Raw genomic sequence first — 20,253 nt, 5'->3', positions numbered from 1 at the left:
CTACTCAGCGGGTGGCGGCGGCCAGGGCGGCGCGCAGCTTCTCGGCGTCGCCCGGCGTCGGGTGCTCCCAGTCGGTCGGGGTGGCGGAGTAGAGCGTGCCGTACGCGGGGGTGTCCGGCTGGTACCGCCAGCCCTCCGCCAACGGGCCGACGTCGACGGCGTCGTAGCCGATACGGTCGAGAAAGGCCGTGACCTCGGCCTTCGCGGCAGCGTCGTCGCCGGCGATCGCGAGAGCGCTGCGGTCGGCGGCACCCGACGGCCGGGCGAGCGCGGCCAGGCCACTGAAGTAGATGTTGTTGAAGACCTTCACCACCCGGGACTCCGGCAGGTGCTGCTGGAGGAGCTCGCTGCTGGTGGTCTCCCCGGAGTCCAGCTCAGGGAAGTTACCGTCGCGCTGCGGGTAGTAGTTGTTGGTGTCGATGACGACCTTGCCGGCCAGCGGCTGGACGGGCACCGCCCGGTACGCCTTGAGCGGCACCGTGACCACCACCAGATCGCCGACCCGCGCCGCGTCCTGCGCCGTGGCGGCGCTGGCCCGCTCGCCCAGCTCGTCGATGAGTTCGGTGAGGGTCTCCGGCCCGCGCGAGTTGCTCAGCACCACGTCGTAGCCGGCGGCCACGGCCAGCCGGGCCACGGTGCCGCCGATGTTGCCACTGCCGATCAGTCCCACAGTTGTCATGCTGCTTCCCAACTCCGTCCACCCACGACGCATTCCCGACCAATGCGGTGGGTTATTCCGGTTGCTGGCCGGTCGGCTACCCGGCGGTGGCCCACCGTGCCGCCGTGCGCTGCCTCGTCGAGGGTCGCGACCTTCACCGCCGCGTCACGCCTGGCCACGCGCCGGTCCTGCACAACGTACTGCGCGTACGTGCCGCCCGGCCGTCTTCCCCGGATCGAGCCACCCTCCGGTGACCGCCAGCGGCCCTGCCTCGGCCGACGTCCCCGACCCTGCCCGCGCCCCGGCCCTGCCCGCGCCCCGGCCCGCCCGGCGCGTCGGCCCGCCCGGCGCGTCGGCCCGGCTGGCGCGTCGGCCCACCCCCGCCACTCCACGGTGATCAAGAGGTTTGCGTCACCGATTGGCCGATTCCTGACGCAAACCTCTTGATCACCTGGGCGGGATCGGGCTCGGACCGGGGCGGGGCAGGACTGGGATCGGGCTGGGACCGGGGCCGAGCGGGACCGGGCCGGGGCGGGACCGGGGCGGGGCCGGGGCGCGGCCGGAGTGGGGCCGGGCCGGACCGGGGCGGGGCGGGGGCGGGGAGGGTCAGGCGGGGAGGGTCTTTTCGATGGCGGTGCGCAGGTCGTCGGAGTCGGGCTCGACCGTGGGGGCGAAGCGGCCGGCGACCGTGCCGTCCGGCGCCACCAGGAACTTCTCGAAGTTCCAGCGGACGTCTCCGGTGTGCCCGTCGGCGTCGGGGGTGTCCACCAGTGCCGCGTAGAGCGGGTGCCGGTCGGGCCCGTTGACGTCGACCTTCTCGGTCAGCGGAAAGGTCACGCCGTAGTTGACCTGGCAGAAGTCGCTGATCTCGGCGGCGCTGCCCGGCTCCTGCCCGGCGAACTGGTTGCACGGCACGCCCATCACGACGAGGCCGCGCTCGGCGTACGTGTCGGCGAGGTGCTGGAGGCCGGCGTACTGCGGGGTGAGGCCGCAGCGGGAGGCGACGTTGACGACCAGCAGCGCCTTTCCGCGGTAGCGGGCGAGGTCCGCGGGGCCGCCGTTGAGGGCGCCGATCGGGATGTCGAAGACGGTCATGGGCCGAGGCTACGCGCCAGAGGTGGGGCCGCCCGGGCGGGCCGTGATCGGCCCGTTCCTACACCAGCGGAAATCGAAACATGGACATCTTGACGGAGTGATGACGGTGTGAGTACGGTCTCACCATCTCTTTTGGAAAGTTTCCTAACAGTACGGGAGACGCCTCATGAAAAGATCGTTCCGCCGGGCCCTCTGGGCCGGCGTCGTGGTCGCCGTGACCGTCGCGGCGGTGCCGATGACGACCGCGTTCGGCGCCGGCACGGTCACCACCACGTTCGCCAAGGCGCAGGACTGGGGGACCGGTCACGAGACGAAGGTGACCGTGACCAACGGCACCAGCGCCACGGTCGCCACCTGGCGCATCGAGTTCGACCTGCCGTCGGGCACCACCATCAGCAGCGCGTGGGACGCCGACGTCACCAGCAGCGGAAACCACTACGTCGCGGTCAAGAAGAGCTGGGCCGGCGGGCTCGCCCCCGGTGCCTCGTTCAGCTGGGGCTACAACGGCACCGGCGCGTACAAGGCGCCGCTGAACTGCACCGTCAACGGCGCGTCCTGCGGCGGCGGCAGCACCCCGACGACCCCACCGACCACGACCGCGCCGCCCACCACGGCGCCCCCGACCACCGCACCGCCGACCACGGCGCCGCCCACCACCGCGCCCCCGACCACCACCCCGCCGCCCAACACGGGTGGTAAGAAGGTCGTCGGCTACTTCGCCGAGTGGGGCGTCTACGGGCGCAACTACCACGTCAAGAACATCCAGACCAGCGGCTCGGCGGCCAAGCTGACCCACATCCTGTACGCCTTCGGCAACACCACCGGCGGTCGCTGCACCATCGGCGACAGCTACGCCGACTACGACAAGGCGTACACGGCGGCGGAGAGCGTGGACGGCGTCGCCGACACCTGGGACCAGCCGCTGCGCGGCAGCTTCAACCAGCTGCGCAAGCTCAAGGCGCTCAACCCGCACCTCAAGGTGATCTGGTCCTTCGGTGGCTGGACGTGGTCCGGTGGCTTCACGCAGGCCGCCCAGAACCCGGCCGCGTTCGCCGAGAGCTGCTACAACCTGGTCGAGGACCCGCGCTGGGCGGACGTGTTCGACGGCATCGACGTCGACTGGGAGTACCCCAACGCCTGCGGTCTGAGCTGTGACAGCAGCGGCCCGAACGCGTTCAAGAACGTGATCAGCGCGCTGCGGTCGCGGTTCGGGTCGAACGCCCTGGTCACCGCCGCCATCACGGCGGACGGCAGCAACGGCGGCAAGATCGACGCCACCGACTACGCCGGTGCCATCGGCAACCTCAACTGGCTCATGCCGATGACGTACGACTACTTCGGCGCGTTCAACGCCCAGGGCCCCACCGCCCCGCACTCGCCGCTGACGTCGTACACCGGTATCCCGCAGCAGGGCTTCAACTCCGACGCGGCGATCCAGAAGCTCAAGAGCAAGGGCATCCCGGCCAGCAAGCTGCTGCTCGGCATCGGCTTCTACGGCCGGGGCTGGACGGGCGTCACGCAGGCCGCTCCGGGCGGCAGTGCCACCGGCGCGGCGCCGGGCACCTACGAGGCGGGCATCGAGGACTACAAGGTCCTCAAGAACACCTGCCCGGCCACCGGCACGATCGCCGGCACCGCGTACGCCAAGTGCGGCAGCAACTGGTGGAGCTACGACACCCCGTCGACCATCAACGGCAAGATGACGTACGCGAAGAACCAGGGCCTCGGTGGCGCGTTCTTCTGGGAGCTCTCCGGCGACACCAGCAACGGTGAGCTCATCGGCGCCATCAAGGGCGGTCTCGGCTGAGCCGAGGGCCGACGCACCACCCACACGGCGGGAAGGGGCCCGCACCGCCCCTTCCCGCCCGTGCCGTAGCGGCCCGGTCGACGCCACGCGTCGGCCGGGCCGCCGGCCTTGGGCGGGTCGAGTCCGATATGGCAGACTCGCGGCTCGGCAGGTCTTGATTTCCGTTCGACGGAGGTGTCATGCGCGCGACCCACCGTGGGCTGGCGATGACCGCCGCCGCGTTCGTGCTGCTTCCGGCCGCCCTTGCCGGCTGCGGGAGCGGCGACGACGCCGACGAGCAGACGGCCACGCCCCAGCGGGCTCCCGCCGAGGAGGCCGCCACCCGGTCCCGCGAGCGCGTGCAGGCGTACCTCGACGCGATGACCGCCAAGGACGTCGCCGCCGGTCGCAGTCAGCTCTGCGCCGTGCTGCACGACGGGTTCGACGCCGCGGCCACGGGCCCCAACGGCGACTTCGCCGACCACTTCCAGGTGCCCCAGGCGACCATCACCGACGTCCGGTCCGGTCAGCGCGGCCAGGAGGTCAGCGTCTCGGTCTCGGTCACCGCCGGCAAGAGCAAGGTCACCCGGCCGCTGGTGTTCACCGTCACGCGGGACGGCGGCGACTGGTGCATCGCGAGTGAGGCGCCGGGCGGCAACCCGGCCACCAGCCCCTCACCCGCGTCCTGACCGACGTGGGTGGGATCGACCTCCCACTTGCCGGAACCGTCACCCTCGCCGCCCGGTCACACGCACGGTCGCCGTACGCTTTCTCTCATGCGCCATGAGTGGCACCAGCTGAGCCATCCCGCGGTGGGTAGCCCGGGCCTGCAGACCAGCCGTCCGACCGTCGACTCCGCCGAGGACGCCGCCCTCGGCCTGGACCGCTGGCGGGAGCTGCCCCGCGAGCAGGTCCCACCGTGGTCCGACCCGGCCGCCGTCGCCGAGGTCTGCAAGGTGCTCGACACCGTGCCGTCGGTCGTCGCGCCCTACGAGGTGGACCAGCTCCGGCAGAAGCTGGCGCTGGTGTGCGAGGGCAAGGCGTTCCTGCTCCAGGGCGGTGACTGCGCCGAGACCTTCGCCGACAACACCGAGAGCCACCTGCTGGCCAACGCCCGCACCCTGTTGCAGATGGCGATCGTGCTCACCTACGGCGCGTCGCTGCCGGTGGTCAAGGTCGCCCGGGTCGCCGGCCAGTACACCAAGCCCCGCTCGCTGCCCACCGACGCGCGCGGCCTGCCCGCGTACCGCGGCGACATGATCAACTCGCTGGAGGCCGATCCCGCCGCCCGCGTCGCCGACCCGCAGCGCATGATCCGGGCGTACGCCAACTCGGCCGCCGCGATGAACATGCTGCGGGCGTACCTCGCGGGCGGGCTCGCCGACCTGCACGCCGTCCACGACTGGAACAAGGGCTTCGTGCGGACCTCCCCGGCGGGGGAGCGCTACGAGGCGATCGCCCGGGAGATCGACCGGGCGTTGGCCTTCATCCGGGCCTGCGGAATGACCGACGACGAGGCCCTGCGGACCGTCACCCTGTACTGCTCCCACGAGGCCCTGGCCCTGGAGTACGACCGGGCGCTCACCCGGGTCTCCGACCGCCGGGCGTACGGGCTGTCCGGCCACTTCCTCTGGGTCGGCGAGCGCACCCGGCAGATCACCGGCGCGCACATCGACTTCATCTCCCGGATCGCCAACCCGATCGGCGTCAAGCTCGGCCCGACGACCTCCCCGGACGAGGCGATCGAGCTGTGCGAGAAGCTCAACCCGGACAATGTCCCCGGCCGGCTCACGCTGATCAGCCGGATGGGCAACCACCGGGTCCGCGACGCCCTGCCGCCGATCGTCGCCAAGGTCACCGCCTCCGGCGCCAAGGTGGTCTGGCAGTGCGACCCGATGCACGGCAACACCCACGAGTCGTCCAACGGCTACAAGACCCGGCATTTCGACCGCATCGTCGACGAGGTGCTCGGCTACTTCGAGGTGCACCGGGGTCTGGACACCCACCCCGGCGGCATCCACGTCGAGTTGACCGGTGAGGACGTCACCGAGTGCCTCGGCGGCGCCCAGGGTATCGAGGATCTCGACCTGCCCGACCGGTACGAGACCGCCTGCGACCCGCGGCTGAACACCCAGCAGTCGCTGGAGCTGGCCTTCCTCGTGGCGGAAATGCTCCGTGGCTGACGCGAGGAGTGAGCCTGCGAGCCCCGCGACCGGCTGCCGAAAGGATGACTGTGGCTGACCTCGTCGACCTGCGTTCCGACACGGTGACCCGGCCGACCGCCGGGATGCGCGAGGCGATGGCCGCCGCCGAGGTCGGTGACGACGTCTACGGCGAGGATCCCACCGTCAACGCGCTGGAGGCGGAGGTCGCCGCGCTGTTCGGCCACGAGGCGGCGCTGTTCGCCCCGAGCGGGTCGATGGCGAACCAGATCGCCCTGCAACTGCTCGTGCCGCCCGGCGAGGAACTGTTGTGCGACGCGGACGCGCACGTCGTCACGTACGAGATCGGCGCCGCGGCCGCGTACGGCGGAATCTCCTCGCGGACCTGGCCGGCCGTCGGCGCGGACATCGACCCGGAGGTGGTCGCCCGGATGATCCGTCCGGACGGCTACTTCGCCGTGCCCACCCGCGCGATCGCCGTCGAGCAGACCCACAACCGGGGTGGCGGCGGCGTGATCCCGCTGGACACCCTGCGAGAGTTGCGTGGCGTCGCCGACGACGCGGGAGTGGCGCTGCACTGCGACGGCGCCCGGATCTGGCACGCGCACGTCGCCGACGGGGTGCCGCTGACCGAGTACGGCCGGCTGTTCGACACGCTGTCCGTCTGCCTCTCCAAGGGGCTCGGCGCGCCGGTCGGCTCGCTGGTGGTGGGCAGCGCGGAGAAGATCGAACGGGCCCGGATGATCCGCAAGCGGATGGGTGGTGGGATGCGTCAGGCCGGCATCCTCGCCGCCGCCGGCCGGTACGCGCTCGCGCACCACGTCGACCGGCTGGCCGAGGACCATGCGAGGGCGGCCCGGCTCGCCGAGGCGGTCGCGCCGTTCGGGGTGCTCGCCAGCACGGTCCGTACGAACCTCGTTCCGCTGGACCTGACCAAGCACGCGTTGGACGCCCGCGCCCTGGCCGCCGCCGCGCGCCAGGAGGGCGTACTGATCTCGGTGCTCGGGCCCCGTACCGCTCGTCTGGTCACCCACCTGGACCTCGACGACGAGGGCCTGGACCGCGCGCTGCGTGCGCTACCCCGCATCCTGGCGGCGGCCTGACCGCGGTCCCATCCGGCCCCACCCCCGCGGCCGTGATCGAGCGGTCCGAGGTCTCGCCGACCTGCCACCCCGGCCCGACCTAGGGTTCCGCGCCGGCGCGCGTCAGGCCGTACCCGGTCGTTCGTCGCGGCTTCGCAGCCCCTCGAGCAGGACGTCGAGGTACCGGCGGGCGGTGACGGCGCGTTCCTCGTCGTTGACGGCGGAGTGCACGCGTACCGCGAACGTCAGGCCGCACATCAGGGGACCCATGTCGGCGGGAGTGATCGACGGGTTGACGACACCTGCCGCGCGGGCCCGGTCGACGATCCCCGCGAACAGGTCGTTCAGGTGGCGCATGAGTTCGGTGGTGCGGGTCAGGGCGTGCTGCGGCGCGGCGACGACCCGCGCGAGTGCCACGTCGGTCATCTGCGCGTCGACGGCCGCGTGCAGGAAGTCGCGGAGCGCCGACCAGGCGTCGTCACCAGCCAGGGCCTGCTCGGCCTGCTGTTCGAGCGACTCCAGGCCGGGCGCGGCCAGGGTCTCGACCAGGGCCTCCGGGGTGGGGAAGTGGCGGTAGACCGTTGCCACGCCGACCGAGGCGGTCCGTGCGACGTCGTTGAGCTGGATCGGCAAGTCCTCGTCCACCAGGCGGCGGCCGACCTCCACGATCCGGTGCCAGTTGCGGGCGGCGTCCTTGCGCAGTGGTGCGGTGGTCATGCCCTCGAGCGTACCGGATAGCTAATCCGCTTGTGCTAGATTGAAACGGATGACCCATCCATTTCAGGGGGCTCCATGCGCGACAACATCACGGTGAACGGCACCCGGCGGACGTACGAGATCATCGGGGCCGCGGACGGCAGCCCCGGACGCGCTCTCGTGCTCGTCTTCCACGGCTCGAAACAGACCGGGGCCAAGCACCGGGAGTTCATCGGCCGGGCCTACGACGCGCTCGCCGAGAGCGGCGCGGCCGTGGTGGTCTACCTCGACGGCCACCGGGGCAACTGGAACGACGCCCGGCGGGAGAGCTCCTTCCCGGCCCGCACCGACAACAGCGACGACGTCGGTTTCGTTCGCGCCCTGATCGAGAAGGTGACCTCCAGCCACGACATCGACCCGGCGAGGGTGTACGCGGTCGGCTACTCCAACGGCGGCCAGATGGTGATACGCCTCGCCCACGAAACTCCGGTGCTGATCGCCGGTGCGGCGGTGATCGCCGCGACCATGCCGGCACCCGAGAGCTTCCTGCTCGGCGACGCGTCACCCGCGCCGATGCCGGTCCTGTTGATCAACGGCACCAAGGACCGGATCGTCGCTTACGCCGGGGGTGCCTACAGCTGGTGGGCGCGCCTGGTCTTCAAGGTCGGCGGACGCAACCTGTCCGCCCCCGAGTCCGCGGCCTATTTCGCCGCCCGCAACGGCATCACCGCGCAACCCACCACCACGAAACTGCCGGCCGCGAACCCCGCGACCTGGATCGAACGCACCGAGTACCGGCAGGCCGGGCACCCGCCGGTGGCGCTGCACACCGTGCACGGCGGTGGGCACACCATCCCAGGGCCGACCAGAGCGCCTGCCGTGCTGGGCAGGACCAACCAGGACGTGCAGACCGCCCGGCTCATCGACGAGTTCTTCGCCATCTCCGCACCGGCGCACCGGTGAGGGCGACCGGCCGTACCCCGTGGGTTGACCTCAGGAAGGACGACGGGCCAGGCGGCTGAGGATGGTGATGTCGGCGGCGTGGCCCAACTGCTTCTCGCTCGGGGTCTCCACCACCACGGGTACGCCGGCGGTGGCCGGGTGGGTCATCAGCTCCGCGAAGGCCGGCTCGCCGATGGTGCCCTTGCCGATGTTCTCGTGCCGGTCCCGGGTGGAACCGCACAGATCCTTGGAATCGTTGGCGTGCACCAGCCGCAACCGGTCGGCGCCCACGGTGGCCACCAGCGTGTCGAGGGTCGCGGTCATGCCGCCCTCGGCGGCCAGATCGTGCCCGGCCGCCCAGGCGTGGCAGGTGTCGAAGCAGACGCCGAGCATCGGATGCCGGTCCACCGCGTCGAGATACGGCCCGAGCTGCTCCACCCGCGAGGCGAGGGAACGACCGCCGCCGGCGCTCGGCTCGACCAGCAGCATCGGCCCGCCGGCCTCGGCGGTCCAGTCGAGCAGGGGTAGCAGCTCCCGGCGGACCTGCCGCATCGCCTCCTCGGCGTACCCCTCGTCGACCGCGCTGCCGGCGTGGAACACCACCGCCCGCGCCCCGATGGCCACGCCCCGGCGCAGCGCGTGCGCCAGGGTCAGCGCCGACTTCTCGACGGTGGCCGGGGTGGGCGAGCCCAAGTTGACCAGCAGCGAGGCGTGGATGAACGCAGGGATGCCCCGCTCGGCACAGCCGTCGCGGAACAACGCGTCCTGCGCCGGGTCGCCCGATGGCAGCGCCCAACCCCGCGAGTTTGAGACGTACACCTGCACGGCCGCGGCGCCGGTCGCGTCGACGTACGGCAGGGCGGCCTTGGCGAGCCCGCCGGAGGTCGGGGTGTGCGCGCCCACCGGCCGCGCGGTGTTCTCCGCCATCAGAAGCACGTGAGGGTGACCGGGGTGCCCGGGGGCACCTGCGAGTTCTCGCCCGGAGCCTGGATCCGTACCGTGGCGTTCGGGTTGAGTACGACCGTCACCGGATAGCCCTGGCTCTCCAGCAGTTGCTTGGCCTGCTGACAGGGCAGGTCGATCACCCGGGGCACCACGACCAGCGGCGGACCCTTGCTGATCTCCAGCTTGACCTCGGTGCCCTTCTCCACACCCGCGCCGTCGGCCGGGCTCTGGCCGAGGATCTCGTCCTTGGGCTTGTCGGAGTCCTTGAAACTCTCCACCGGGACCAGGCCGAGCTGGCCCAGTTTGGTGCGCGCCTCAGTCAGGCTCTTGCCCACCAGGTTCGGCACCGTCACCGGCGCCCGGCCACGGCTCAGAATGAGCGTGATCTTCGTGCCCGGCTTGACCTCGGCGCCCACCTTCGGGTTGCTGTCCAGGACGACGCCGGCCGGCAGGGTGTCGTCATAGCGGGGGGCGCCCTTGGCGACCACCAGTTGGGCGTTGACCAGATCGGCCTCGGCCAGCTCGTACTCCTTGCCGATGACGTCTGGCACGGGGAATCGCTCCGGGCCCAGCGAGAGGGTCAGGGTGATCGTGCCGCCCTTGACGATCTTGCTCGACGACGCCGGGCTCTGCCCCAGCACGCTGTCCTTCGGGGCCTTCTCGTCGAAGCGCGGCTCTCCGTACACCAGGGTCAGGCCGGCGCGCTCGGCCTGTGCCTGCGCCTCGGCCTTGTTCAGGCTGACCAGCTGCGGGGCGGACGTGTAGCGGCCGACGCCGAACCACCAGCCGCCGAGCGCGGCCACCAGGCCCAGCGCCACGACCACGACCGCGACCGCCAGGCGACCCTGTGAATTGCCCAGCACCCTGGCGCGCAGCTCGGCGAGCCGCGCGGCCAGACCCTCCGCGGGCTCCGGGGCGGCCCGCCGCCGGCCCGGGCCCTGGCTGCCACCCTCGGGCAGCCGCGCCCAGGTCGGCCGTTCCGCCGGGCGGATCGCGGCGACCATCATGGTCGGCTGGGAGGCCGGCGGCTCGTCGGTGACCCGGCGCAGGACGGCGGTACTGGTGCTGTTGACGTTGCCCAACTGGTCCCGGGCCACCTGCACCTCGGTCAGCAGCGCGCCGGCGTCGGCGGGCCGGGCGGACGGGGCACGCCGGGTGGCGCGCTGCACCAGCGCGTCGAGGGCCGGCGGCAGGCCGGGCACCAGCGTCGACGGCGCCGGTACGTCCCGGTCGACGTGCTGCCAGGCGACGTCCACGGGACGGCCCCCGTCGTACGGCACCCGACCGGTGAGCATCTCGAACAGCACGATGCCGGCGGAGTAGACGTCCGTGCGCGGATCGGCCCGACCCTCGGTGACCAGCTCCGGGGCCACGTACGCGACGGTCGCCATCAGCTGGTTGCCCTGCTCGGCGTCGGCGCTGGCCTCGACCGCGCGGGCGAGCCCGAAGTCGGCCACCTTGACGACGCTGTCCACCAGGTTGGCGACACCGCCGGTGGGCGCCTCGGCGACCAGCACGTTCTCCGGCTTGACGTCGCGGTGCACGAGGCCGGCCCGGTGTGCGGCGGCGATCGCGGCGAGCATCTGCTCGGCGATGGCCAGCGCCTCGTCCGGGTTGAGTCGGCGGCGTTCGGCCAGCACGTCGCGCAGCGTACGGCCGCGGACGTACTCCATCACCAGGTACGGCAGGCCGGCGTGGGTGCCCTGGTCGTAGACCGCGACCACGTTCGGGTGGGTCAGCCGGGCGATGGTCTTGGCCTCGTCGGTGAACCGTGCCACGAAGTTGGCGATCCGGGCCCGCGCCTCGGGCGCCTGGGTCGGATGAATGATCTTGACCGCGACCGTGCGCTCGAGGCGTTCGTCGGTGGCGGTGTACACGGTCGCCATGCCACCACGGGCCACGCGACCGCGAATGCGGTAGCGCCCGTCGATCAGCGAGCCCAGCAACGTGTCGGCGACCTGTGTGTCCATCGGCAGGGAGTCTATGTGTCCAGGGGGTGGGAGTTGAACAGGATGCTACAGCCCGAAGGCGTACCGGTCCGTCCCGTCGTGGCCGGCACCCCCGACGCCGGCCCTGATCCGCTGCTCACCGACGGTCCGTGCGGGGTGCCGATGGCTCCCGCCGGTGACGGCGTGGCAGGGTGATCGGGTGACCGAATCCGTACCCGACCCCGAGCTCGCCGGCCCCACCGACCCGTCCGGCTGGCTCACCCTGCCCGACGTCGCCGAGCGGCTCGACGTGTCGATCAGCAAGGTCCACCAGATGATCCGCGACCGGGAGTTGCTGGCGGTCCGCCGCGACGGCGTACGCCGGATACCCGCGGACCTGGTGGCCAACGCGACAGTTCTCAAGCACCTGCCCGGTGTGCTCAACCTGCTGGCCGACAACGGCTACGACGACGAGGCGGCCCTGCGCTGGCTCTACGAGCGGGACGACACGCTTCCCGGCAACACGCCCGCCGCGGCCCTCTCCGGCGACCAGGCCCGCGAGGTCAAACGCCGAGCCCAAGCCCTGGGCTTCTAACCCCTGCCCGCCCTGTCCGCCGGCCCACGCTGCGCCGATCTTGCACTTTGTGTTGCCCTGATGGGCTGGTCTGCCCCTAATGTCGCCACAGAAACTGCAAGATCGACGCGGGTGGGGGGCGGGGCGGGCAGGGAGGGCAGGGAGGGCGGGGGTTAGTCGGAGCGGCGGGTGGCGGCTATGGCCAGGTCTACCAGGGCTTGGCGGGCTTCGGTGTCCAGGTCTACGGCGGCCAGGGCGGCCAGGGCGGTGTCGGTGAGCGTTACGATGCGCTGTTCGGTGCGGGTCAGGGCCCCGCTCGCGTGGATCAGCTCGCGCAGGCGGGCCACGCCCTGCTCGTCCAGGTCGGGGTTGCCGAGCTGGCCGAGCAGCAGTTCCCGGCCCGCGTCGTCGGTGGTCTCCACGGCCGCCGCCACCAGATAGGTGCGCTTGCCCTCACGCAGGTCGTCACCGGCCGGTTTGCCGGTCTGCGCCGGGTCGCCGAAGACCCCCAGCACGTCGTCGCGGAGCTGGAACGCCTCACCCAACGGCAACCCGTACGCCGAGTAGGTCGTCCGGATCTCCTCGCCCGCGTCGGCCAGCGCGGCGCCGAGCAGCAGCGGTCGCTCGACGGTGTACTTCGCCGACTTGTACCGGGCGACCTTCCCGGCCCGTTCCAGCGAGGTGTCCCCGGTGGCCTGGGTCAGCACGTCGAGGTACTGCCCGACGGTGACCTCGGTGCGCATCTCGTCGAAGACCGGCCGGGCCCGGGCCAGCGCCCGCAGATCCAGGCCGGCGGAGTGCAGCAGCTCGTCGGACCACACCAGGCACAGGTCGCCGAGCAGGATCGCGGCGGCGTCGCCGAACCCGTCCGCGTCGCCACCCCAGCCCGCCGCCCGGTGCCGACTGGCGAACCGCCGGTGCACCGCCGGCTCACCCCGCCGGGTGTCGGAACGGTCCATCAGGTCGTCGTGGATGAGGGCGCTGGCCTGCACGAACTCCAACGCCGCGAGCGCGGTGAGCACCTCGTCGCCGTCCACCCCGCCGGCGCCCCGGAATCCCCAGTACGCGAACGCCGGGCGTAGCCGCTTGCCGCCACCGAGCACGAACGCCTCGATCGCCTCCGCCACCGGGACGAGGGCCTGGTCGACCCGGGTCAACCGGGCCCGCTGGCCGGCCAGGAACTCGGTGAGCGCCTCGTCGACCCGCTGCCGCAGGCCGGCGCGGTCGACGGGGGACACGGGAGCAGCATGGGTCACGCCACGACGCTAGCGGTTCGCCACTGCCCGCGCCCCACCGCCACGCGTAGTACCGCCGGCACGACCCTCACCTGCCCGCCCGGCTGGCCGCGCAGCCGCCGCGCCGCGCCGGCCCGGCCCGGCGGTCGCGGGCGGTCCGGACCGCCGGGTGCGCGCGGCCGCCTCGGTGAGGACCGCCGCCGGTACGTCCAGCACGACGGCGAGCCAGCCGAGCCAGAACCCACCGGGTACGCGTCGCTGCCGCTCCCACCGGGACACCTCGTGGCGGCTCAACGTGGCGACGCCCGCCGCGGCGCACAATTCGGCGGCGGCCCGACGCTGACTCCACCCTCGGGCCAGCCGATGCCGGACCAGCAGCGGCCCGAGCTGTGCGCGATGCGGCGGTGCGGGCGAGATCATGGGTCCTCCCGGCGGGTCGACGCGGTGCAGCCCTCGCCCGCGAGACGGGCCGGGCGCACCTCGGCTGCGTGACCCCCACGCCGGAACCGGGCCGCCCCCGCCGCCCCTTCCGCGCCCCCCGTTCCTACCCCCGGGGTACGACGATTCCCCCGCCCGGCCGCGCCGCCGGGCCCGGACCGGACAACTCGTCCACGACGGTGGGAAGCTCCTGGGGCCCGACGGCGCCGCCCGCTAGAGTCGGGTCGTGGCGCTCGGTCTTCCCTCGGTACTCCCCAATCCGCAGCCGGCGATCGGGGCGCTCATCCGTGACCGTCAGCCGACGTTCTCGTTCGAGTTCTTCCCGCCCAAGACCGAGGCGGGGGAGCGGCTGCTCTGGCAGGCGATCCGCGAGCTGGAGTCGCTGCGTCCGTCGTTCGTGTCGATCACCTACGGTGCGGGCGGTTCGACCCGGGACACCACCGTGGCGGTGACGGAGCGGATCGCCACCGACACCACGCTGTTGCCGATGGCCCACCTGACCGCCGTCAACCACTCCGTGGCCGAGCTGCGACACGTCATCGGGCGGCTCGCCGGGGTGGGGGTGCGCAACGTGCTGGCCGTCCGCGGCGACCCGCCCGGCAACCCTGGTGGCGAGTGGATCCGGCATCCCGAGGGCGTCGACTACGCCGAGGACCTGGTCCGGCTGGTCCGCGACTCCGGCGACTTCAGCGTCGGGGTGGCGGCCTTCCCGTACAAGCATCCCCGCTCACCCGACGTGGCCAGCGACACCGCGCAGTTCGTCCGCAAGTGCCGCGCCGGCGCCGAGTTCGCGATCACCCAGATGTTCTTCGAGGCCGACGACTACCTGCGCCTGCGCGACCGGGTGGCCGCCGCCGGCTGCGCCACCCCGATCCTGGCCGGGGTGATGCCGGTGACCCAGATCGGCACCATCGAGCGGTCCGTGCAGCTCTCCGGAGCGCCCTTCCCGCCCGCGCTGGCGGCGCGCTTCGAGCGGGTGGCCGACGACCCGGAGGCGGTGCGTCAACTCGGCATCGAGCAGGCCAGCGAGATGTGCCGTCGGCTGCTGGACGAGGGCGTCCCCGGAATCCACTTCATCACCCTCAACCGGTCCACCGCCACGCGGGAGGTCTGGCAGAACCTCAAGGCCGGCGCGCGGGTGTGAACGCGGAGTCGGCGACACCTGATGCCCGGCACGACGGTTGATCCCCAGGTGGGCACACAGCTGAACTGGGACCAGTACGCCACGGCGTGGGCGCGGCTGCACGGCGGGTTCGACCCGCGGGTCGCCGCGCCGGTGGTACGCGCCTGGCTGCGGTTCGCCTACCACGTCGGGTACGTGCTGGGCCGGCTGCGGGTCGGCCCCACCCCGGTCACCGTCGTCGGGGTGCTGCTCTGCTTCTGCGTACCGTTGCTGGCGACCCGCCCGGGCGACGGCCCGTTCCTGGGCGCGTTGTTCGTGCTGTTCGCCGCCGTGGCCGACAGTGTGGACGGCGCCGTGGCGGTCGCCACCAGCCGTACCACCCGGCTCGGCTACGTCTACGACTCGCTGGCCGACCGGCTCGGCGAGGTGGCCTGGCTGCTGGCGTTCTGGCTGGTCGGCGCGCCGGGCGCGCTGGTCGTCGCGGCCGGTGCGCTGTCCTGGCTGCACGAGTACGTGCGGGCCCGCGCGGCCCTGGCCGGTATGCGCGAGATCGGCGCGGTGACCGTCGGCGAGCGACCCACCCGGGTCTCGGTCGCGCTGGCGGGTCTGGTGGTCGCCGGGCTGGCCGGTCTGATCGAGCCGGACCTGGCCGCCGGCACCATCACCATGGCGACCGCGGTCTGGGTGCTGCTCGCCGGCTTCGGGCTGGGGCAGCTGCTGTCCACCGTCCGCCGCGCGCTCATCGACGCCGGCTGAACAGCGCCCGCCCAGCTACCAGGCGGGACCGATCTCGTCGGCGACGATCTGCGCGGAGAGGGTCACCATCGGCAGGCCGCCGCCGGGGTGGCTGGAGCCGCCCACCAGCCACAGCCCGTGCGCCGGGCCCCGGTTGGCCGGGCGGAGCAGGCCGCCGGCGGTGCCGTAGATCGTGCCGCCCGGCGCCCCGGTCGCGGTGTCCAGGTCGGCCGGGGTGCGGACCTCGCGGAACAGCAGCCGGTCCCGCACGTCCACGCCGCGCTCGGCCAGCACGTCCAGGATCCGGTCGGCGTACGCGTCGGCGAGCTCCGGGCGTCGCCAGTCGACCGCCCCACCTGCGGTGCCCTGCCGGGCCGCGTTGACCAGCACGAACCACGCCTCGTGCCCGGCCGGACGGACCATCGGGTCGTCCGCCACGGTGACGAAAACCGTCGGGTCGGCCGCCGGCCGGGCCCGTACGCCCCGACCGGGGTTGCCGAAGACCGCGTCGAACTCGGCGTCGTAGTCGCGCGGGAAGAAGACGTTGTGGTGGGCCAGCCCGGTGCTGCCGGAGACGCCGAGCAGCAGCACGAAACCGGCGAGGCTGCGGTCGGCCAGGCCGGCCAGCCGGCGCGGGTGCGGCAGCAGGTCACGGTAGACGGTGAGGGCGTCCACGTTGGCCACCACCACGTCGGCGGGCACCGGCGCGGCGACCCCGGCGAGGCGTACCCCGTGCACCCGGCCGCCCGTCGCGTCGATCCGGGTGACCCGGGTGTCGGTCTGCACGACCACGCCCAGGTCCAGGCAGCGGGTCAACAGCGCGTCGGCGAGCGTGCCCAGCCCGCCGCGCAGGTACCAGCCGCCGAAGGCCAGCTCGGCGTAGGGGACGGCGACCAGCGCCGCCGGCGCCCGGCGTGGGTCGGCGCCGGTGTAGGTGGCGTACCGGTCCAGCAGCATCCGCAGCCGGGGGTCGGACAGGTGCCGGCGGCCCAGGCCGCGCAGGGTGCGGCCCGGCGCGATGGCGGCCAGGTCGCCCACCCGCCAGGCCAGCGACGCGAGGTCGCGGGGGGAGTCGACGGTACGGCGCAGGATGTCCCGGGAGGACGCCTCCCACACCCGTGCGGCCCGCCGCCACAACCGCTGCCAGTCGGCCGCCGCCCGGTCACCGAGGGCGGCCCCGATGCGCGTGGCGAACTCCGCCGGGTCGGCGCACGAGTCCAGGGTCGGGCCGCCGCCTGCGAAGACGTGCCGGACGATCGGGTCGAGCGGGACCAGGTCCAGGTACTCGTCGAGCTTCGCCCCGGTCGCCTCGAACAGGTCGTGGAACACCTCGGGCAGGGTGAGCAGGCTCGGCCCGGTGTCGAAGTGGAACGTCCCGGCCGGGGTGTCGTGCGCGTACCGGCCGAGCTTGCCGCCGACCGTGTCGGCGGCCTCGAAGACGGTCACCTGGTGCCCGGTGGCGGCCAGCCGGGCGGCGGTGGCGAGGCCACCCACCCCGGCGCCGACGACCACGATCCGCGCCATGCCGCGCCTCCCTAGCTGACCGGGCGGCCCCGCCAGGTGAGGCGGCGTCGCTTCCGCAGATGGTACGACCGCAGTGTCAACCAACCGAGGACCACGACCGACACGGGGTGTGCGAGCGCGTCGGGCCACCACCGGCCCCCGGTCGCGCGGGCGGTGAGCGCCCGCCCGGTGACCCCGAGCAGGTAGCCGGCCAGTCCCACGGCGGCCACCCGTGGCGCACCGGCCGCGAGGCCGACCAGCGCCACCAGCGGCGGGGCGGTGTAGAGCAGCAGCAGCGCCGCCACGACGGCCGCCGCCGCGCCCGGGTGCCCGAACGACGCCCACAGCGACTTCGAGTACCCGTCGCGCAGTTGCGGCCAGTCGTCGTACATCCGGCAGCTGGCCAGCCGCGAGCCGTCGGCCAGGGCGATCCGCCCGCCGGCCCGCTTGACCGCCCGGGCCAGCTCGACGTCCTCCAGGATCTTGTCGGCGACCGCGGCGTGCCCGCCGGCGGTCGTGTAGCCGGCCCGGTCCACCACCAGGAACTGCCCGCCCGCCGCGGCCAGCGACGGCCGCGGCGAGCGCTCCATCGCCCGCAGCGGCAGGAAGGTCAGCCAGAGCCACTGCAACAACGGCTGGACCAGCCGGTCGGCCGCCGTCGCCACCACGATCCGGGGGTACGGCGACAGCAACGTCGCGCGGGCGGCGCGCAGCTCGGTGGCCGCCGCCGCCACGGCGTGCGGGGCGAGCACCACGTCGGCGTCGACGAAGACCAGCGCGGTGGCCTCCGGGGCGGCCCGGGTGGCGAGCTGCCAGCAGGCATGCGGCTTGCCCAGCCAACCCGGCGGCGGGGCGACCCCGGTGAGCACGGTGACCCGGGGATCGTCGCCGGCCACCGCGCGGACCACGTCGGCGGTGCCGTCGGTGGAGCCGTCGTCGAGAACCACGACGTGCAGCCCGGGTACGCCGCGCTGGGCGAGCAGGGCACGCAGGCAGGGCGTGACCCGGGTGGCCTCGTCGCGCAACGGCAGCAGCACGGCCACCGGCTCGCCGACCTCGTCCGGCGCGTCGGTGGGCCGGCGCAGCCAGCGGGTGGCGTTGACCCAGGTGTGCGCGGTCAACGCGGCGACGGCGACCAGCAGGACGTACAGGACGGTCATCGGGTCGCGTCGACGCCGGCGCGGTCCGGCCGGTGGTCCTCGCGGCGGACCTCGCCGGCTCGGCGGACGCGCAGCAGGGTCACCGCCAGCGGCACGGCGGTGACCCCCATGCCGGCGGCGCCCCAGAGCGCCGAGGCGGGCAGGTCCAGGAAGACGGCGTGGGCCAGGATGCTGGAGAAGTACGTCCACAGGTAGAGCGCGACCATCGGATGGTCCCGCCGGTCGGTGCGCTCGGCGCTTCCGCCGGCCAGCGGGCGCAGCGCGCTCATCAGCAGCACCGCGAAGAGCAGCCAGCCCAGGTAGTTGCTGACCGGGATGCCGGTCAGCCCGGGCAGCGCGGGGGTGGCGTCGCGCCAGACCCAGTAGCCCTCGGCGACCATCTGCGGGTCGAGGAAGAGGTCCCAGGCCGCCAGGCCCACCGCGGCCAGCGCGATCCTGCCCACCCACCGACCGGCGGTCGCGCCCCTGCCGCCGGCCGTCGACCCACCGCCGGTCAGCGGTCCGCTGCCGGCCGGTGCGGCGGCACCGCCGGTCAGGCGGACCGCGGCCAGCCAGGCCGGCCAGGCCATCCAGGTCCAGGCCAACGGAATGATCAACGGCACGCCGGCCAGCTTGGGACCCAGCTCGCCCGAGTAGTCGTAGCTGCCGAACGGCACACCGGTGGCCACCCCGATCGCCTCGATCGCGAACCCACCGCCGGTGGCCACCGCGACCAGCGCCGCCGCCACCCGGGGCCCCCGACTGAGCAGCGCGTGGCCGACCGAGAGCAGCCAGCCGAGCACGACGGTGGCCACGGTCAGCCCGGCCCGGGTGGCGCCGGTGGTGAGCGGGTAGCAGATCTGGGCGAACACCAGGACGCCGAGCAGCGTCCAGGAGATCCGCCGGGTCATGACGCCGGGGGATCGAGCGGCAGATCCCGACCGAGTACGCCGAAGGGCCGCTCGTCACCGGGGAAGTGGAAGTCGCGCAGCACGTCGACGAAGCCGAAGCGCCGGTACAGCCGCCAGGCGCGCGAGGTCTGCTCCTCCGCCTCCGGGGTGGACAGCAGCGTGGTGTCGCCCTCGGCCATCGTGAGCAGCGCCCGCAACTGGCCGGCGCCCAGGCCGTGCCCCTGCGCGGGCGGGCGGACGTGCAGCTCGACCACCTCGAAGCAGTGGGTGAGCCAGCGCTTGCGGGTCGGGCCGTCCAGCGCCCGGTGCACCTGGTCGTGCCACCACTGGCCGGCGCCGCCCAGGTAGCCGTACCCGAAGCCGGCGAGGTGGCCCTCGCTGGTCAGGCTGGCCACGGCCCGGAACCCCGGCCGGCGGACGTGGGTGGCGATATAGCCGCGCCGGGCCTCCAACAGGTCGGTGCGGTACCCCATCGCCTCGCCGTAGACGGCCACCACATCGTCCAGTCGTCGGACGAGATCGTCCGGCGTCCAGCGCACCAACCTCATGCCCGTCCATCCTTCACTGTCACCTGGTCGCCGTCGGCGACCCACCCGAGGACCGTCCGGTCGCCGAGGACGTCGCGTACCTCGAACCGGGCGAACAGTTCCTCGGCGTACCAGCCCGCGGTGGGAGTTCGCATGATCGCCGCCCGATGCTCCGGGTGACGGTACGCGAACGCGACCAGGTCCGTCGGGTCGCGCCACACGCTGACCGTGCCCTGCCAGCCCAACGGGGCCTCACCCACGCCGAACCGGGCGAGCAACCCCGGCGCGTCGCGCAGGGCCGCGGCCACCGGCGGGATCGCCCGCCAGAAGGTGGCCGCCCGACGTGCCCGCAGCCGGGCCCGCGTCAACGCCAGCACCGGCCCGGTCACCCGACCGCCCGGCGGTTCGCCGAACGGCCGCTGGCCGGACCACTCGCCACGGCTGCTCAGCGGACGCAGGTCGACCCGGACCTGCGCCTGAGCGATGCGCGCCCAGGCCCGCCCGACCGGCGAGTCGTCGAAGCCGGCCGCCGCGGCGGGGGAGTCCCAGACGGTCAGCGCCGCCCACCTGGTGAGGTCGGCGTCACCCGGGCCGAAGCCGGTGCCCGTCCCGGTGCCCAGCAGCTTGCCGAACCGGACGCCCGGCAGGGCGCGCAGCCGACGCGGATCCACCGCCATCCGGGTCAGCGCCCGGGGCAGCGCGCTCCGGGCGATCCGCCAGACGTGCAGGGTGACCAGCTCCGGTACGGCGCTGCTGTGCCGCTCGCTCGCGCCA

21 protein-coding genes are annotated in these 20,253 nt (G+C 73.3%); 9 read left to right on the top strand and 12 right to left on the bottom strand.

The genetic code is table 11. The features are described from left to right. Window positions 1–4: 4 nt before the first annotated feature. A complete protein-coding gene (locus ACQPZK_RS22810) occupies window positions 5–679 on the bottom strand; it encodes an NADPH-dependent F420 reductase (RefSeq protein ID WP_433534940.1) in 675 nt (224 codons plus the stop codon). 585 nt (window positions 680–1,264) lie between these two features. Further along, entirely contained in the window at window positions 1,265–1,753 is a 489-nt protein-coding gene (locus ACQPZK_RS22805; RefSeq protein WP_433534939.1) for a glutathione peroxidase, read from the bottom strand. A gap of 166 nt (window positions 1,754–1,919) precedes the next feature. Here ACQPZK_RS22805 and ACQPZK_RS22800 point away from each other — a divergent pair, with 166 nt between their 5' ends. The 4 genes from ACQPZK_RS22800 (at window position 1,920) to ACQPZK_RS22785 (ending at window position 6,804) form a co-directional block, all read left to right on the top strand. Next, window positions 1,920–3,560, top strand: a complete 1,641-nt coding sequence (locus ACQPZK_RS22800; protein WP_433534938.1) for a glycosyl hydrolase family 18 protein — start codon at window positions 1,920–1,922, stop codon at window positions 3,558–3,560. Between the two features lie 179 nt (window positions 3,561–3,739). After that, the gene (locus ACQPZK_RS22795) at window positions 3,740–4,228 is read left to right on the top strand and encodes a hypothetical protein (protein WP_433534937.1); all 489 of its coding nucleotides are present in this window, start codon (window positions 3,740–3,742) and stop codon (window positions 4,226–4,228) included. An 87-nt stretch (window positions 4,229–4,315) separates the two neighbouring features. Next, entirely contained in the window at window positions 4,316–5,722 is a 1,407-nt protein-coding gene (locus ACQPZK_RS22790; protein WP_433534936.1) for a class II 3-deoxy-7-phosphoheptulonate synthase, read from the top strand. Between the two features lie 50 nt (window positions 5,723–5,772). Continuing rightward, on the top strand, window positions 5,773–6,804 hold the full coding sequence (locus tag ACQPZK_RS22785; protein ID WP_433534935.1) for a threonine aldolase family protein: 1,032 nt from the start codon (window positions 5,773–5,775) through the stop codon (window positions 6,802–6,804). Window positions 6,805–6,906: 102 nt separating this feature from the next. Here the strand turns inward: ACQPZK_RS22785 and ACQPZK_RS22780 are convergent, their stop codons facing one another. Continuing rightward, window positions 6,907–7,500 (bottom strand): TetR/AcrR family transcriptional regulator, encoded by a 594-nt coding sequence (locus ACQPZK_RS22780; RefSeq protein WP_433534934.1) that lies wholly within the window; start codon window positions 7,498–7,500, stop codon window positions 6,907–6,909. A gap of 75 nt (window positions 7,501–7,575) precedes the next feature. On the opposite strand from ACQPZK_RS22780, the gene ACQPZK_RS22775 reads away from it, so the two are divergent. Then, the gene (locus ACQPZK_RS22775) at window positions 7,576–8,442 is read left to right on the top strand and encodes an alpha/beta hydrolase family esterase (protein WP_433534933.1); all 867 of its coding nucleotides are present in this window, start codon (window positions 7,576–7,578) and stop codon (window positions 8,440–8,442) included. A 30-nt stretch (window positions 8,443–8,472) separates the two neighbouring features. On the opposite strand, the gene ACQPZK_RS22770 is transcribed toward ACQPZK_RS22775, so the two are convergent. Together ACQPZK_RS22770 and pknB are read right to left on the bottom strand one after the other, a co-directional pair. Further along, a complete protein-coding gene (locus ACQPZK_RS22770) occupies window positions 8,473–9,348 on the bottom strand; it encodes a deoxyribonuclease IV (RefSeq protein ID WP_433534932.1) in 876 nt (291 codons plus the stop codon). Next, window positions 9,348–11,336, bottom strand: coding sequence for a Stk1 family PASTA domain-containing Ser/Thr kinase (gene pknB / locus ACQPZK_RS22765; protein ID WP_433534931.1), 1,989 nt, complete (start codon window positions 11,334–11,336; stop codon window positions 9,348–9,350). The genes ACQPZK_RS22770 and pknB overlap by 1 nt, the downstream gene beginning before the upstream one ends. A 42-nt stretch (window positions 11,337–11,378) precedes the next feature. Between pknB and ACQPZK_RS22760 the strand changes: the two genes are divergently transcribed. Further along, window positions 11,379–11,510, top strand: a complete 132-nt coding sequence (locus ACQPZK_RS22760) for a hypothetical protein (protein WP_433534930.1) — start codon at window positions 11,379–11,381, stop codon at window positions 11,508–11,510. 4 nt (window positions 11,511–11,514) lie between these two features. Continuing rightward, window positions 11,515–11,889: an Rv2175c family DNA-binding protein gene (locus ACQPZK_RS22755; RefSeq protein ID WP_433534929.1), complete on the top strand. Its 375-nt coding sequence runs from the start codon at window positions 11,515–11,517 to the stop codon at window positions 11,887–11,889. Window positions 11,890–12,041: 152 nt separating this feature from the next. Here ACQPZK_RS22755 and ACQPZK_RS22750 read toward each other — a convergent pair whose 3' ends face one another. Beyond that, window positions 12,042–13,124, bottom strand: coding sequence for a polyprenyl synthetase family protein (locus tag ACQPZK_RS22750; protein WP_433534928.1), 1,083 nt, complete (start codon window positions 13,122–13,124; stop codon window positions 12,042–12,044). Between the two features lie 9 nt (window positions 13,125–13,133). Next, window positions 13,134–13,523, bottom strand: a complete 390-nt coding sequence (locus ACQPZK_RS22745) for a helix-turn-helix domain-containing protein (protein WP_433534927.1) — start codon at window positions 13,521–13,523, stop codon at window positions 13,134–13,136. Window positions 13,524–13,767: 244 nt separating this feature from the next. Here ACQPZK_RS22745 and metF point away from each other — a divergent pair, with 244 nt between their 5' ends. Together metF and ACQPZK_RS22735 are read left to right on the top strand one after the other, a co-directional pair. Next, window positions 13,768–14,685, top strand: coding sequence for a methylenetetrahydrofolate reductase [NAD(P)H] (metF, locus tag ACQPZK_RS22740; protein WP_433534926.1), 918 nt, complete (start codon window positions 13,768–13,770; stop codon window positions 14,683–14,685). A gap of 21 nt (window positions 14,686–14,706) precedes the next feature. Then, on the top strand, window positions 14,707–15,420 hold the full coding sequence (locus ACQPZK_RS22735; RefSeq protein WP_433534925.1) for a CDP-alcohol phosphatidyltransferase family protein: 714 nt from the start codon (window positions 14,707–14,709) through the stop codon (window positions 15,418–15,420). Between the two features lie 15 nt (window positions 15,421–15,435). Here ACQPZK_RS22735 and ACQPZK_RS22730 read toward each other — a convergent pair whose 3' ends face one another. Genes ACQPZK_RS22730 through ACQPZK_RS22710 form a run of 5 tightly spaced genes read right to left on the bottom strand, consistent with a single transcriptional unit; the run spans window position 15,436 to window position 20,216 of the window. Then, complete coding sequence (locus ACQPZK_RS22730; RefSeq protein WP_433534924.1) at window positions 15,436–16,923, bottom strand: phytoene desaturase family protein; 1,488 nt, start codon at window positions 16,921–16,923, stop codon at window positions 15,436–15,438. Between the two features lie 11 nt (window positions 16,924–16,934). Then, on the bottom strand, window positions 16,935–18,062 hold the full coding sequence (locus tag ACQPZK_RS22725; RefSeq protein ID WP_433534923.1) for a glycosyltransferase: 1,128 nt from the start codon (window positions 18,060–18,062) through the stop codon (window positions 16,935–16,937). Then, on the bottom strand, window positions 18,059–18,952 hold the full coding sequence (locus ACQPZK_RS22720; protein ID WP_433534922.1) for a carotenoid biosynthesis protein: 894 nt from the start codon (window positions 18,950–18,952) through the stop codon (window positions 18,059–18,061). Before ACQPZK_RS22720 ends, ACQPZK_RS22725 begins: the two co-directional genes overlap by 4 nt. After that, window positions 18,949–19,500, bottom strand: coding sequence for a GNAT family N-acetyltransferase (locus tag ACQPZK_RS22715; protein WP_421472336.1), 552 nt, complete (start codon window positions 19,498–19,500; stop codon window positions 18,949–18,951). The genes ACQPZK_RS22720 and ACQPZK_RS22715 overlap by 4 nt, the downstream gene beginning before the upstream one ends. Then, window positions 19,497–20,216 carry a monooxygenase gene (locus tag ACQPZK_RS22710; protein WP_433539283.1) on the bottom strand — a complete coding sequence of 240 codons (720 nt, stop codon included), beginning with the start codon at window positions 20,214–20,216 and terminating at the stop codon, window positions 19,497–19,499. Before ACQPZK_RS22710 ends, ACQPZK_RS22715 begins: the two co-directional genes overlap by 4 nt. Between the last annotated feature and the right edge of the window lie 37 nt (window positions 20,217–20,253).

It is taken from the genome of Micromonospora sp. CA-249363, assembly GCF_050950185.1.
Taxonomy (GTDB): Bacteria; Actinomycetota; Actinomycetes; order Mycobacteriales; family Micromonosporaceae; genus Micromonospora.
This window is presented reverse-complemented; position numbering and strand designations above follow the sequence as displayed.

Bases quoted from the DNA above. Each gene is read 5' to 3' on its own strand.
- ACQPZK_RS22730 (WP_433534924.1), bottom strand. From the start codon at position 16,923: ATGGCGCGGATCGTGGTCGTCGGCGCCGGGGTGGGTGGCCTCGCCACC.
- ACQPZK_RS22735 (WP_433534925.1), top strand. From the start codon at position 14,707: ATGCCCGGCACGACGGTTGATCCCCAGGTGGGCACACAGCTGAACTGG.
- pknB (WP_433534931.1), bottom strand. From the start codon at position 11,336: ATGGACACACAGGTCGCCGACACGTTGCTGGGCTCGCTGATCGACGGG.
- ACQPZK_RS22800 (WP_433534938.1), top strand. From the start codon at position 1,920: ATGAAAAGATCGTTCCGCCGGGCCCTCTGGGCCGGCGTCGTGGTCGCC.
- ACQPZK_RS22725 (WP_433534923.1), bottom strand. From the start codon at position 18,062: ATGACCGTCCTGTACGTCCTGCTGGTCGCCGTCGCCGCGTTGACCGCG.
- ACQPZK_RS22770 (WP_433534932.1), bottom strand. From the start codon at position 9,348: ATGGCGGAGAACACCGCGCGGCCGGTGGGCGCGCACACCCCGACCTCC.
- ACQPZK_RS22790 (WP_433534936.1), top strand. From the start codon at position 4,316: ATGCGCCATGAGTGGCACCAGCTGAGCCATCCCGCGGTGGGTAGCCCG.
- ACQPZK_RS22760 (WP_433534930.1), top strand. From the start codon at position 11,379: ATGCTACAGCCCGAAGGCGTACCGGTCCGTCCCGTCGTGGCCGGCACC.
- ACQPZK_RS22795 (WP_433534937.1), top strand. From the start codon at position 3,740: ATGCGCGCGACCCACCGTGGGCTGGCGATGACCGCCGCCGCGTTCGTG.
- ACQPZK_RS22810 (WP_433534940.1), bottom strand. From the start codon at position 679: ATGACAACTGTGGGACTGATCGGCAGTGGCAACATCGGCGGCACCGTG.
- ACQPZK_RS22715 (WP_421472336.1), bottom strand. From the start codon at position 19,500: ATGAGGTTGGTGCGCTGGACGCCGGACGATCTCGTCCGACGACTGGAC.
- ACQPZK_RS22745 (WP_433534927.1), bottom strand. From the start codon at position 13,523: ATGATCTCGCCCGCACCGCCGCATCGCGCACAGCTCGGGCCGCTGCTG.
- ACQPZK_RS22780 (WP_433534934.1), bottom strand. From the start codon at position 7,500: ATGACCACCGCACCACTGCGCAAGGACGCCGCCCGCAACTGGCACCGG.
- ACQPZK_RS22720 (WP_433534922.1), bottom strand. From the start codon at position 18,952: ATGACCCGGCGGATCTCCTGGACGCTGCTCGGCGTCCTGGTGTTCGCC.
- ACQPZK_RS22805 (WP_433534939.1), bottom strand. From the start codon at position 1,753: ATGACCGTCTTCGACATCCCGATCGGCGCCCTCAACGGCGGCCCCGCG.
- ACQPZK_RS22775 (WP_433534933.1), top strand. From the start codon at position 7,576: ATGCGCGACAACATCACGGTGAACGGCACCCGGCGGACGTACGAGATC.